The following is a 12,534-nucleotide window of genomic DNA, read 5'->3' on the forward strand; positions in this document are numbered from 1 at the left end:
AACAGAACCCATGCCAGATAGTGCCCCGCAACAACTGCTTCATCTCGTGATTGGTGGCGAGCTGCTCGATCTCGAGCACAACACCTTCAAGAACCTGGACGACGTCGAGATCGTCGGCCTCTATCCGAACTACGCATCCGCTCACGTCGCGTGGCGTGCCAAGGCGCAGAGCACGGTCGACAATGCGCAGATGCGCTATTTCATCGTCCATCTCCACCGCCTGCTCGACCCGAATCAAGAACCGGCGCGTTGAAAAAACTGCTTCGCAATACGCTGCGAAGCAGCTTCGTTCAGCGTGCCGTCGGGGTCCTGGCGGCCGAATATCTGCGCTTTGTCTGGCGGACCAACAAATTCACGTTCGATCCGCCCGATGTCTATGACATCGTCGAGCCGCAGATCCCGGGGATCTTCGCCTTCTGGCACGGCCAGCACTTCCTCACCCCCTTCATCAAGAACAAGGACTCCTACAAGGCCAGGGTCCTGATCTCCCGGCACCGCGATGGCGAGTTCAACGCCATTGCCGCCGAGCGGCTCGGCATCGGCACGATCCGGGGATCCGGGGATCACGGCGGCGCCTTTCACCGCAAAGGTGGCGTCGGCGCCTTCAAGGAAATGGTGCGGACGCTGCAGGACGGTTGTAATGTCGCGCTGACCGCCGATGTCCCCAAGCGCTCGCGCGTGGCGGGCCTCGGCATCATCATGCTGGCACGAGAATCGGGGCGACCGATCATGCCTTTCGCGATGGCGACCAGCCGCTTCATCCGGCTCAAGAACTGGGACCGCACCACCATCAATCTGCCGTTCGGGCGGGGCGCATTGGTGGGCATCAAGGAAATCAACGTGCCGCCGGATGCCGACGCTGCCATGATGGAAACGCTGCGGCAGGAGCTGGAAGACACGTTGAACGAAGCGACCCGCCGCGCCTATGCGCAGCTCGGCCGCCCGGGACCTGAAGATGTCTAATGCGCTGCCGATGACGCTGCGGATGTACCAGCGCCTGGCCGCCGGGCTGGTGCCGCTGGCGCCTGTGCTGATCAAGCGGCGGCTGAAGCAGGGCAAGGAAGATCCAGCGCGCGTCGGCGAGCGGCGCGGCCTGAGCCGGGACGTGCGGCCGCATGGCCCGCTAGTGTGGATCCACGGCGCCAGCGTCGGCGAGGTGCTCGCCGCCGCCGCGCTGATCGAGCGGCTGCGCGATCTGAACCTGCGCATCCTGCTCACGTCAGGCACCGTCACCTCGGCCGCCGTGGTGGCAAAGCGCTTTCCGCCCGACGTCATCCATCAATACGTGCCGTATGATTCCCCGCGCTACGTTGCGCGTTTCCTCGACCATTGGAAGCCGTCGCTGGCGCTGTTCATCGAATCAGATCTGTGGCCGAACCTGATCCTGGCGGGCGCGGCGCGCCGGGTGCCGATGGTGCTGATCAACGGGCGGATGTCGCCGCGTTCCTTCCCGCGCTGGCGGCGCATGTACGGCACCATCTCGGCGCTGCTGTCGCGTTTCGATATTTGTCTGGCGCAGTCGAAGACGGACGCGGAGCGCTACTCTGCGCTCGGCGGCCGCGACGTCGTCACCACGGGCAATCTCAAGCTCGACGTGCCGGCGCCGCCGGCGGACCCTGCAAAACTCGAACGGCTGATGGCGATGACGCGCGGCCGTCCGATCATCGTCGCGGCCTCGACCCATCCGGGCGAGGACGAGATGCTGGTCGCGGCGCATCGCAGCCTCGTCGGTTTCTTCCCGCAGCTTTTGACCGTGATCGTGCCGCGCCATCCGGATCGCGGCTCCCAGATCTCCGGCATGATCATGGCATCCGGCCTGAAACCCGCCTCGCGTTCGCGCGAAGAACTGCCGACGGCTGCGACCGACGTCTATGTCGCCGACACCATGGGCGAGCTCGGCCTGTTCTATCGCCTCTCGCCGATCGTGTTCATGGGCGGCTCGCTGATCCACCATGGCGGCCAGAATCCGATCGAGGCGATCAAGCTCGGCGCCGCCATCGTCCATGGTCCGCACGTTTTCAATTTCACCGATGTCTACGCGGCGCTCGACGCCAGCGGCGGCGCGCGCCAGGCCGACACGCAGGAGACACTGGTCAAGCAGCTCGGCCAGTTGCTGGCCGATCCCGCGATGCGCGACAAGATGCAGCGCGCTGGTCACGGCGTGGTCGAGGATCTCGGCGGCGCGCTCAACCGCACCATGACCGCGCTCGAGCCCTATCTGCTGCAATTGCGGATCGAGATGGGAGCCGCCAATGCGTGAGCCGGCCTTCTGGTACCGGCCGCGTTCCCCGAAGTCGCATCTCCTCAGTCCCCTCGGCGCGCTCTACGGCGCGATCACTGCGCGGCGGATGGCGCGTCAGGGGTTTGACGCCGGCATCCCCGTGATCTGCGTCGGCAATTACCATGTCGGCGGTGCCGGCAAGACACCGACCGTGCTGGCGCTGACCAAGCTGTTGCGCGAGCTCGGCGAGACGCCGGTGGTGCTCAGCCGCGGCTATGGCGGGCGCCTCAAGGGCCCGGTCATGGTCGACCGCGCGCGTCACACCGCCGCCGATATCGGCGACGAGCCGTTGATGATGGTGCGCGACGTCCCCGTCGCGGTCGCGCATGACCGCCTCGAAGGCGTGGCGCTCGCGAAGTCGCAAGGCGCCACCGTGATCCTGATGGACGACGGCTTCCAGAACCCGGCTCTTTTGAAGGATACCTCGCTGATCGTGATCGACAGCGAGCGCGGCCTCGGCAACGGCAAGGTGTTTCCGGCAGGTCCTTTGCGTGCGCCCTTGAGGGCGCAGTTCGCGCGCACCGACGCGCTGGTGCTGATCGGCGACGGCCGCGCCGCCAACGATGTCGCGGCCGAGCTTGCCAAGCGCAACAAGCCGGAGCTGCGCGCGCGGCTGAAGCCGGATGCGGCCTCGCTCGCGCAGCTGTTCGGCAAACCGGTTTTCGCCTTCGCCGGCATCGGTGATCCCGAGCGCTTCTTCCGCACCCTGCGTGCCGGCGGCATCGAGGTTGCACGCACGCGCCCCTTCGCCGATCATCACATGTTCTCGCGCGAGGAGATCGCCGCGATGGCGGCGGACGCTGCGCGCGAGCAGCTCACGCTGGTGACGACGGAAAAGGATCTGGCGCGTCTGCGCGGCCGTGACGATGTGCCTGACGGCATCGTGCCGTTCGCCGTCCAGCTCGAGTTCGACGATCCGGCCGCGCTCCGGCAATTGATCAGCGATCATCTCTTCAAGGCGCGTGAGCGAAGATTCGGCCGCCGATGAGAATCCCGCGAGGGATCGCCGGAAGCTGACATCCGGATCCAAAGCTTCGGTTCTGATTCCGAAGCTCCGGCAGCCTCGGTAACGGCCTGCGATCGCGGTTCAGCAGTCGGTCATGCTCACCACGCGCCAACGGCCATCAATCCGATAATGGTCAGGCACGAGACGCAGGCCACCACGACAGTATAGCATTCGGGTGTATTCATTGCTCACTCCCAAACTGTCGCCAATTGCTTGGTCACTGCTACGCGGGAGAGATCGCCGGTCTTGGGGCCACTTCAATTCGGCACGCCGCGACCGGTCTTGCGTTGTGCGTCCGTCCTCTCGTCTTCACCCTGATCCGCAGGCTGATGATGCATTTCGAGAGCCTCGGAGCGTTCAGCTGCGATCAAAAGCTGTTTCCGCATTTCAGCGAGGCGGGCGCGGCAATATTCACGATAGAGCAGGTCTAGTATGGTGGGCATGATCACCCCCATCGTTTGACTTTCGATCTACAGATAATTCCACCGCGAATTTTCGAGGTGATCGTAGCCCGTCAGGTGGCTCTTCGATATGAGCCCGTTCACAGACTGCGCCAACTTTAAATCTCAAAGGCCGTTTGGTTGGCTTGATTGTCTGTGCGATTAAAAAGAGCAGGGCTAATTACCTAAGATGCAATATAGCAGCCCTCTGTTTCACCAAGACTTCGTCAAACAACTTGAGGGCGCCGACTGCAACAAAGATTCCAACCTCAACGCGAAATGACTAACCACGGAGTGCAAGCACTGTTCGATGCAACGCGGATCCCTGCAGCGGCCCGCCATTCAGGCGACATTCATCGCAACATGCCTATCGGTTTCAATCGACCAGGAGAATTCGATGAAACTGTCCTTAGCCGCCGCCGGTCTTGTGTGTCTGATCATTGCGCCCGTGTTTGCACAAACGACGCCGCCGGCTGCGCCAACCACCACAGTGCCGGTTCCCGCGACCAAGCGCGTGACGTGTCTCGGCTCGGCGCAAAATCTGAAGGGACAGGACAAGCGCGACCAGATGCAGCTCTGCCTGGCCCAGGCGCGGCTCGATTGCCTGAAGCAGGCGATCGATCAGAAAGTCGTTGGTGAAGCGCGGAAGACCTTTATCAAGACCTGCGTGGGCGGCGATGGCACGGAGCAGCAATAGCCGAACGATGCCACGAACTCGCTGCCGTAGGGTGGGCAAAGCAACGCGTGCCCACGTTCTTCGTCGTGGTCATGACGAGATGGTGGGCACCGCGCATCGCGCCTTTGCCCACCCCACGGGAGCCGAAGGCTCTCCGAGGTCTACGAGATCATTGCTGCGGCTTCGGCGCGCTCGGAAAATGCCGCTGCAGCACCGCAGCAGGCGTGGCGTAGGCTTCCTGCAAATCCACGCTCCAGTACTTCAACTCATCGAGCGGAATCCGCGTGTCGGTGATGGCGCAGCGAACGAAAGTCCCCGGCGAGATCACGCGGAAATCGCCGTCGAGATATTGCACCTGCGCTTCGCCATGGCCGGAAGAGCCGAACTTGTTCAGCACGGTCGAAAGTCTCCGTGGAAGGCCGCTTCCAGGAAGAACCTGGAGGGCACGATGTGTTGGACGGGATGTAGCATAGATAGGGTGGCTTGTCCGCCCGGTAAACCCACCGGTTTGTGATGTTTTGGCGCCGTTCCCGCATGATAGTGCTCGGCGAGGGCTCCTGTGGCAGAGACTCATGCGCCTTCGATTGACCGCCTTGTTCCTGATGCTGCTGATGTCGGCCGCGCGCGCCGCGCCGGAGACGGCGCCGCATCAGGTCGAGATCCCGCTCGCCTCCGGGACCCTGCACGCGCAGCTGTTCAAGCCCGCGGGCGAGGGGCCGTTCCCGACCGTGATCGCGCTGCATGGCTGCGGCGGCCTCGGCGGTCATGCCGATCCCGTGCTGCCGCGCTATCGCGACTGGGCCGAGCGGCTGCTCAAATCCGGCAATGCCGTGCTGCTGCCCGACAGCTACGGCTCGCGCGAGCTCGGGCCGCAATGCCGCGTCAAGGAGATGCACGTCAAGGCGCGACGCGAGCGGGTCGCCGACATCGCGGCTTCGCGCGCCTGGCTGATGAAACAGAATTGGGTGGCGCGCGACCGCGTCAGCCTGATCGGCTGGGCCAACGGCGCCAGCGCGCTGCTCTGGGCGGTGCGTCCGCAAAGCGCCGCGCGTGATCAGGGTCCGGATTTCCGTGCCGCGATCGCGTTCTATCCGGATTGCCGGATCTCCGCCGGTTTGGGGTGGAGCGCGCGGGTGCCGACCCTGGTGCTGATCGGCGCCAATGACGACGTCTCGTCGCCGCCGGCCTGCCGCCAGATGGTCGACGGCGCACACGGCCGCAGCGCGCTCACGCGCATTGTCGTCTATCCCGGCGCCTATCACGATTTCGACCGCGCCAACACGCCGCTGCACGCAGCGAGCGCCAGCAGCGACGCCGCCGCGCCCGAGCACGGCCATCTCGGCACCGATGCGGTCGCCCGCGCGGAGTCGCAGAAGGACGTCGCGGAGTGGCTGGCGCGGTAGCGACGGTGCCGTAGCCCACGCAAAAGCGGGGCCGCCCGAGGAACAACGGCGGACAGCCCCGCATCGACCACCGCCCTGCACGGCTGTGATGGCCGACCGGAAAACTACGGATCGCGCGTTGCTGTGGTTTCAACGCGTGGCCACGCCTTAGTTCGACCACGATGTCGATTAAACGCATCATTCATGCGCAACCGCTTCGTCCTGTTCTCCTCCGCCTTCATCGTCTTCACCGTCGCGGTCTTCCTGTTCGAAGCCCACGCCGGCGCGCCCATGGTCGCGCCGGAACATTGCGGCTTCTGGACCACGATCGACGCGGGATTGTCCTGCCGGTAGGTGCGACGGTCTAATCCATCACCGTCACCCCCGCGCAACGGCGTAGCCGTTGTCGCTGGAGGTGGCCGCTTCTTCAGCGGCCCTCGAAGGGCGACGGCCCGGCTGCATCGCGGCCGTTCATCCTTCGAGGCTCACGACGCGAGCACCTCAGGATGACGGGCTGGCACTCAGAATGCTGGGATAGCGGCGTTCGTGCGCACTTGGCCACGCGCTCCCTCCACGTCATTGCGAGCGAAGCGAAGCAATCCAGAATCTTTCCGCGGAGGGACTCTGGATTGCTTCGTCGCAAGAGCTCCTCGCAATGACGGGTTTGTGGCACGCGCGTCTCCCCATACTCGCTGTCATCGCCCGGTCTGAACACTTGACCGGGCGATCCAGTACGCCGAGACGTCTGTGGTTCACCGAGAAGCTGCGGCGTACTGGATTCCCCGCCTGCGCGGGGAATGACAGCGAACGCGGAGCGGCGCCCGCGAGCCTCAGAACAAACTGCCCTGATCCACCGGCTTGGCCACGCGCTTCGGCGCGGGTCTTGTCTCCTGCGCGGCCGGCTTAGGCTGCGCCGGCGCACGCTTTGCCGTCGGCGCTGCACGATCCGCATCCGCGGTCGCTCCCACACGTCCATCCGCAAACTCGATCTCGACGCGCGCACCGGGCCCGATTGCATCCGCCGAATGCAGCGGATGCCCCGCTTCGTCCCGCACCAGTGCAAAGCCGCGCGCGAGCACGCCGCGATAGGACAACGCGGAGAGCAGCTTGCCGCGGTTCTCGACGCGGGCATCGAGCCGTTGCAGCAGCGTGACCAGCGCGCGATTGGCGCGCTCGGCCAGACGATGCGTGCGCTCGCGCTGGCGGGCGATGACGTTCCGCTGCGCCTGCGCATTGGAGAGCTTTGAGGCGCGCAGCCGCACCTCCAGCCCGGCAAAACGATCGCGCCGCCGCCGCAGCAGCGAGCGTGCGGACAGGCCGAGCCGCTCGCCGCACACGGTGAGCCGGTGATCGGCCTGCGAGATCTGACCGTGCAGCACCCGCAGCGTCAGTTTTGCGCTTGCTGCGGTGAACCTGCGGAAATGCGCATGCGTGTTGGCCTTGAGGCCGCGGGGCAGGGCGCTGCCTGCCGAATCCAGCCGCTGCCGCGGGATCGCCAGCAGATCGCCGGCCGCAGGCAGCGCACGCGCGGCAGCGCGCAGCTCGCTGCGCCGGTGTTCGTGGCCACGTTGCCAACAGGCGCGGGTGCGCCGTGCGAGATCGGCGACCTCGACGAAGAGATCGCTGCGCACCGGCACCGCCATCTCGGCTGCCGCCGTCGGCGTCGGCGCGCGCTTGTCGGCGACGAAGTCGATCAGCGTGATGTCGGTCTCATGCCCCACCGCCGAGATCAGCGGGATCATGCTCTCGGCCGCCGCCCGCACCACGATCTCCTCGTTGAACGACCAGAGGTCCTCCAGCGAGCCGCCGCCGCGCGCGACGATCAGAACATCTGGCCGCGGAATCTTGCCGCCCTCGGGCAGCGCGTTGAAGCCGCGGATCGCGGCCGCGACCTGCTCGGCCGAGCCTTCGCCCTGCACCTTCACCGGCCACACCAGCACATGGCGGGGAAAGCGGTCCTCCAGCCGGTGCAGGATGTCGCGGATCACCGCGCCGGTCGGCGAGGTCACGACGCCGATCACCTCCGGCAGCCAGGGCAGCAGCTGTTTGCGCGCTTCGTCGAACAGGCCCTCAGCGGCGAGCTTCTTCTTGCGCTCCTCCATCAGCGCCATCAGCGCGCCGATGCCGGCGGGCTCCAGCGCCTCGATCACGATCTGGTACTTCGAGGAGCCCGGATAGGTCGTGAGCTTGCCGGTGGCGATGACCTCGAGCCCCTCCTGGGGCTTGAAGCGCATGCGGCCGTGCACGCCCTTCCAGATCACCGCCTCGATCTTGGCGCTCTCGTCCTTCAGCGCGAAATAGCAATGGCCGGAGGAATGGGCGCCGCGAAATCCGGAGATCTCGCCGCGGACCCGGACATGGCCATAGGTGTCCTCCACCGTCCGCTTCAGGGACTGGGAGAGCTCGGAGACGGTGAATTCGGGCGCGTTGTTCAGTTGTTCCGCAGGCGGCATCGCAAACGATTCGGCATGTTGGGGTCAGACCCGACGTTAAGGATTTTCGCAAGCAAGCGCCAATCCGGGGATTGATCAGGAGAGTACTCTGTAATATAGAGTTCTCTATTGTTGGTCAGGTTGACGGGAGTAGGTCATGGCGATCCGGCTGCTGCGCGGCGTGTTGAACGGACTGAAATGGGCCCTGTGTGCGGTCGGCGGCGTGGCGCTTATCCTCGCCGCGATGATCGCGACGCCGCTGCAGCGGCCGCCCGAGATGCGGTCGGTCTCCGACTCATCCAAGGGGATCGACTGGTCCACTCTCCCGCCGCTGGAGCGCTTCCAGGCCCGCGACGGCACCTGGCTCGGCTTCCGCCACTACGCCCCGAACGGGCCGGCGAGCGGCCGTGGTGCGATCTTCATCCACGGCTCCTCCGGCTCCAGCGGCACCGTCAACCACGCGCTGACCCATGCGATGTCAGCGCGCGGGGTGGAGACCTGGGCGCTCGACATCCGCGGCCACGGCGGCTCGGGCACCCGCGGCGACATCGGTTATGTCGGCCAGCTCGAGGACGACCTCGTCGATTTCGTTGCCGAAGTGCGCAAGACCGCGCCCGATCTGCCGCTCACGTTAGTGGGCCATTCCGCCGGCGCCGGCTTCTCGCTGCGCGTCGCCGCGACGCCGATCATGCAGGACATGTTCGTGCGCACCGTGCTGCTCGCGCCCTATCTCGGCTACGACGCGCCGACCAACCGCCCGAACTCCGGCGGCTGGGCCAGCGCCGACATCCCGCGCTTCCTCGGGCTCGCCGCGCTGCGCAAGCTCGGCATCGACTGCTGCGCGCAGCTCCCTGTGCTGGCCCTGGCGGTGCGCCCGAACATGGAGAAGATCCTCGTCTCCACCTATTCCGATCGCCTGATGCGCAATTACGCGACGCGCGGCTATCGCCTCGATCTTGCGGCGGTCACGCATCCGATGACGATCTTCGGCGGCGCCGAGGACGAGATGATGATCTCCGATAAATATGCGGAGACCGTGCAGGCCATCAAACCGTCGGTCGACGTCAAGCTGCTCGACGGCATCAACCACATGGGCATCGTCACCACCCCGAAGGCGGTCGACGCGATCGCCGAGGACGTCGCCACGCGCGGGGCAGGGCAGTCATGATGCGATCCGTTGATGGCAAGCCAAGCGCATGTAGAAGCGGCTTCCCCGCGGTGCTGCTGAGCCTCATCCTGAGGAGGCCGCGCAGCGGTCGTCTCGAAGGACGAGGCGCGCGCTCAGGTGTCACCGAGCGCGCGGCCATCCTTCGAGACGCCCGCCTGCGGCGGGCCCTCAGGATGAGGGCGGAGTTTGCGGCGGTCGCTTCAACGGGGACTGGTGCAGCCGAGCTTCATCCAAAGGCAGAACTGCCGCTGAGCCTCATCCTGAGGAGACCGCGAAGCGGTCGTCTCGAAGGACGAGGCGCTTGCTCATGTGTCACCGAGCGCGGGGCCATCCTTCGAGACGCCCGCCTGCGGCGGGCCCTCAGGATGAGGGCGGAGTTTGCGGCGGTCGCTTCAACGGGGACGGGTGCAGCCGAGCCTCATCCAAAGGCAAAGCTGCCCCTCAGCCTCATCCTGAGGAGACCGCTGCAAGCGGTCGTCTCGAAGGACGAGGCGCTTGCTCCGCTGCCACCGCGCATAACCCGCCAGCCCCGCACCTGAAAGAGCCGCCATGATCGACAGCAAGGAAGCCTCCGCGGCGCTGGCCGACATCGACGACATCGTCCAGCGCGTCAAGCAATCGCAGCTCTACGAGCTCGCGAGCCTGGCTGCGATCTGGTGGGGCGTCCTGGTATTCGCGGGTAATCTCGTGACCTGGCTCTGGCCGGTCTACGCGGCCTACGCCTGGGTTGGCGTTGACGTCGTCGGCGTCGCCGGTCTGGTTGCGCTCCGCCTCCTCAATCCGCCGCATCACCCGCGCGGTGCCGGCTTCGACATCAGGCTGCTGCTGGTATTCGCATTGTTCTTCGCCTTCGGCTATCTCTGCACCAACGTCCTCGGCCATTTCGGCCCGCGTCAGTTGGGGACGTTCTGGCCGCTCTATTTCATGCTGTTCTACATGCTGGCGGGCCTCTGGTTCGGCTACGCCTTCATCGCGATCGGTCTCGGCATCTCTGCGCTGACGTTGTTCGGCTTCTTTTACATCGGCGAGGCGTTCCCGCTCTGGATGGCCTTCGTCAACGGCGGCGGCCTGATCCTCGGCGGCCTCTGGATGCGGCGGATCTGATGGCCGAGCTCGACGACATCATCCACCAGCCGTTGCGGCTGAAGATCATGGCCGCGCTGAACGCGCTGCCTGTGTCCGCCGGCCTGGAGTTCTCGCGGCTGAAGAAGCTGACGGGTGCCACCGACGGCAATCTCGGCGCGCATATCGAGACGCTGGCCAAGGCCGGCTATGTCTCGGTGGAGAAGGCCTTTGTTGGGAAGAAGCCGCAGACCACGGTGATCGCGACGGCTGCCGGACGCGGCGCGTTCGCGCGGCATGTGGCGACGTTGCAGGAGATTATTGCGGGGAGGCAGGGGTAACTCGGCGAGATCGGTACAGTTAGGAAACCGCGAACTCGCTGTCCGGCGAATGATCACAGTTTTCCCAATGCAAGGGTTGCGATCTTTACCAAGGAGCCGCCGTGCACATAGAGCGCCCAGGTAATGCCGCAAGCCATAATGACAGCAGCTAAGCCCTGCAGCACCATCTTAATGGACACAGCCCACTGAACGACCTGCGGCCGGTTTGTGGAAACCTTGCCATGCTTGTCCTGATAAACAAACTTGAAGTCGGAAGTCTCGTCGCTCATGGGCACACCTCTTCATTGATTTCTTGAGGCGTCCCGACGGACAAATCTGTGTACTCCCGCGCGGGAGAAGAGCAATAGGGTCCGTGAACGATTGAGAGATTCTGTTACAGAAAGAGAGATTCCCGAGTTCTCCGCCTAACCCTGCCTTTTAATACTTTTTTAACAAACCGAATACTTTGACTAGGGACTACTGCGGGAGCTTTGCTTGCTCCACTGAATAGGGCCGAGGTTAGCCAAGGTTTCAGTAAGTAATTCGGAAAATCATATATTGATTCACGTGCATATCAGATTTACGCAAAATGCATGGCTCGGTTGAGCTGCACTAATACCTCGCGTTGGAACAGAGGCTATTTCCGTTTTATCTCTGGCGTCAACTCTGAGCCAGCGCTTCAGCTCCGGCGCGATTGCAGCAACCGCTACATTAACCGCTAGGCCTTCGGCGGCTTCCGCGCATTTACCATCGCCGGCAGGGTAAACAAATATCGCATCACCATTTCCGTGAAGCTACGTAAGTCTTCAAGCTCTTCTCTTGTTGGTGGTTCCTCATCGTGGGCTGCTTCGTTGCCAAGTACTCGGATGTGTCCCGACCATTCTTGGATATCCGCCGTGAGCTTTCCATCGTCGGCCAGCTTTTTTATTCTGTTGGCAAGGACGCCTTTGGTTTCAGGATCAATCTTTTTAAGTCCGACATCTAGTGCTTTACGATACATGGCCCCGGCCGGCTCTTCGTTACCGAAAGTCGGATAATTGCGTTCAGCAGCCAGATAGATTCGCTCCACGTCCGGAGGCAAGTCTTCCGGTATGATAGGCCCCGGCACTTCTGGCCAAAACTTTTTAACCTCCCAGTTGAAGGCAGCAATATCACCAGCGTGGCTTCCCCAATTAGCCATTGGGACTTGCCCAGTGCCCACTACCGTTGCGCAGCTGGGCATGTGACATTTGGGGCAGTCCATATGCGCAACACCATTCAGGTTTCCAGTCGGGGCAAACGCCACCACTCGGAGGCCGATGTGATCAGTCAAGCAATGTGGGCACATGTGGGTAATGATGGGCATCAAGTACAGTCCTTAAGATTGATTAAGTAGCCTTGTTTTAGATCGCTTTCATAGCGATGGTTGCCGAGTAAACTCCGGGTTCTGCCCAACATCCGAGAATGCTTCGGGCCAAGATACGTGCACCTCATCTATGTGCGCCGGAGCACATAGGCTCCGATTACAAAACATCATCTGCGTCCAGCGCGGACGCTGGTGATGCCTGCTTTCTCTCAGATGCACATGCTCGCATCAGAGCGCGCCCCAACGGCGTCAGTACAAAGTCGGCCTCCGGGAGTGAGCCCCAATTACGGTGACAGTGCTGGACTGCACCCCTGAAGTGAGACACGATAATTACAGTGACAGGCATTTCGAGGATGACCTGTGGCAGGACGAGGAAAGAAGCGTCAGTTTCCGACGGCTTACAAATTGAAGGCGATCAAGCG

Annotated in this window: 15 protein-coding genes; 10 read left to right on the forward strand and 5 right to left on the reverse strand. The window is 63.8% G+C overall.

All coding sequences use genetic code 11. The features are described from left to right. Window positions 1-10 precede the first annotated feature (10 nt). The 4 genes from B5V03_RS40350 to lpxK are packed head-to-tail and all read left to right on the forward strand — an operon-like array spanning window position 11 to window position 3,269. Window positions 11-253 carry a DUF4170 domain-containing protein gene (locus tag B5V03_RS40350; RefSeq protein WP_014491932.1) on the forward strand — a complete coding sequence of 81 codons (243 nt, stop codon included), beginning with the start codon at window positions 11-13 and terminating at the stop codon, window positions 251-253. After that, window positions 250-963, forward strand: coding sequence for a lysophospholipid acyltransferase family protein (locus B5V03_RS40355; protein ID WP_129275965.1), 714 nt, complete (start codon window positions 250-252; stop codon window positions 961-963). The genes B5V03_RS40350 and B5V03_RS40355 overlap by 4 nt, the downstream gene beginning before the upstream one ends. Continuing rightward, window positions 926-2,260: a 3-deoxy-D-manno-octulosonic acid transferase gene (locus B5V03_RS40360; protein ID WP_129275966.1), complete on the forward strand. Its 1,335-nt coding sequence runs from the start codon at window positions 926-928 to the stop codon at window positions 2,258-2,260. Before B5V03_RS40355 ends, B5V03_RS40360 begins: the two co-directional genes overlap by 38 nt. Further along, entirely contained in the window at window positions 2,253-3,269 is a 1,017-nt protein-coding gene (gene lpxK, locus B5V03_RS40365; RefSeq protein ID WP_129275967.1) for a tetraacyldisaccharide 4'-kinase, read from the forward strand. Before B5V03_RS40360 ends, lpxK begins: the two co-directional genes overlap by 8 nt. Window positions 3,270-3,544: 275 nt before the next feature. Here the strand turns inward: lpxK and B5V03_RS41980 are convergent, their stop codons facing one another. After that, on the reverse strand, window positions 3,545-3,742 hold the full coding sequence (locus B5V03_RS41980) for a hypothetical protein (protein WP_245502490.1): 198 nt from the start codon (window positions 3,740-3,742) through the stop codon (window positions 3,545-3,547). Between the two features lie 382 nt (window positions 3,743-4,124). Between B5V03_RS41980 and B5V03_RS40375 the strand changes: the two genes are divergently transcribed. Beyond that, window positions 4,125-4,424 carry a hypothetical protein gene (locus tag B5V03_RS40375; protein WP_129275986.1) on the forward strand — a complete coding sequence of 100 codons (300 nt, stop codon included), beginning with the start codon at window positions 4,125-4,127 and terminating at the stop codon, window positions 4,422-4,424. A gap of 148 nt (window positions 4,425-4,572) precedes the next feature. On the opposite strand, the gene B5V03_RS40380 is transcribed toward B5V03_RS40375, so the two are convergent. Further along, window positions 4,573-4,800 (reverse strand): DUF2093 domain-containing protein, encoded by a 228-nt coding sequence (locus B5V03_RS40380; protein WP_129275968.1) that lies wholly within the window; start codon window positions 4,798-4,800, stop codon window positions 4,573-4,575. A gap of 175 nt (window positions 4,801-4,975) precedes the next feature. On the opposite strand from B5V03_RS40380, the gene B5V03_RS40385 reads away from it, so the two are divergent. Together B5V03_RS40385 and B5V03_RS41985 are read left to right on the forward strand one after the other, a co-directional pair. Then, entirely contained in the window at window positions 4,976-5,806 is an 831-nt protein-coding gene (locus B5V03_RS40385) for a dienelactone hydrolase family protein (protein WP_129275969.1), read from the forward strand. A gap of 183 nt (window positions 5,807-5,989) precedes the next feature. Then, entirely contained in the window at window positions 5,990-6,139 is a 150-nt protein-coding gene (locus B5V03_RS41985; RefSeq protein ID WP_164988634.1) for a hypothetical protein, read from the forward strand. Between the two features lie 476 nt (window positions 6,140-6,615). Here the strand turns inward: B5V03_RS41985 and xseA are convergent, their stop codons facing one another. Continuing rightward, the gene (gene xseA, locus B5V03_RS40395; protein WP_129275971.1) at window positions 6,616-8,238 is read right to left on the reverse strand and encodes an exodeoxyribonuclease VII large subunit; all 1,623 of its coding nucleotides are present in this window, start codon (window positions 8,236-8,238) and stop codon (window positions 6,616-6,618) included. Window positions 8,239-8,374: 136 nt separating this feature from the next. On the opposite strand from xseA, the gene B5V03_RS40400 reads away from it, so the two are divergent. The 3 genes from B5V03_RS40400 (at window position 8,375) to B5V03_RS40410 (ending at window position 10,788) form a co-directional block, all read left to right on the forward strand. Beyond that, window positions 8,375-9,385 (forward strand): alpha/beta hydrolase, encoded by a 1,011-nt coding sequence (locus tag B5V03_RS40400; protein ID WP_164988635.1) that lies wholly within the window; start codon window positions 8,375-8,377, stop codon window positions 9,383-9,385. A 549-nt stretch (window positions 9,386-9,934) separates the two neighbouring features. Then, complete coding sequence (locus B5V03_RS40405; protein ID WP_129275972.1) at window positions 9,935-10,489, forward strand: hypothetical protein; 555 nt, start codon at window positions 9,935-9,937, stop codon at window positions 10,487-10,489. After that, window positions 10,489-10,788 carry a winged helix-turn-helix domain-containing protein gene (locus tag B5V03_RS40410; RefSeq protein WP_129275973.1) on the forward strand — a complete coding sequence of 100 codons (300 nt, stop codon included), beginning with the start codon at window positions 10,489-10,491 and terminating at the stop codon, window positions 10,786-10,788. The genes B5V03_RS40405 and B5V03_RS40410 overlap by 1 nt, the downstream gene beginning before the upstream one ends. Window positions 10,789-10,841: 53 nt before the next feature. On the opposite strand, the gene B5V03_RS40415 is transcribed toward B5V03_RS40410, so the two are convergent. Next, window positions 10,842-11,057, reverse strand: coding sequence for a hypothetical protein (locus tag B5V03_RS40415; protein WP_129275974.1), 216 nt, complete (start codon window positions 11,055-11,057; stop codon window positions 10,842-10,844). Window positions 11,058-11,485: 428 nt separating this feature from the next. Further along, entirely contained in the window at window positions 11,486-11,947 is a 462-nt protein-coding gene (locus tag B5V03_RS40420) for a DUF4145 domain-containing protein (protein ID WP_164988636.1), read from the reverse strand. Window positions 11,948-12,534 lie beyond the last annotated feature (587 nt).

This window comes from Bradyrhizobium betae (assembly GCF_004123905.1).
In the GTDB taxonomy this organism is placed as follows: domain Bacteria; phylum Pseudomonadota; class Alphaproteobacteria; order Rhizobiales; family Xanthobacteraceae; genus Bradyrhizobium; species Bradyrhizobium betae_A.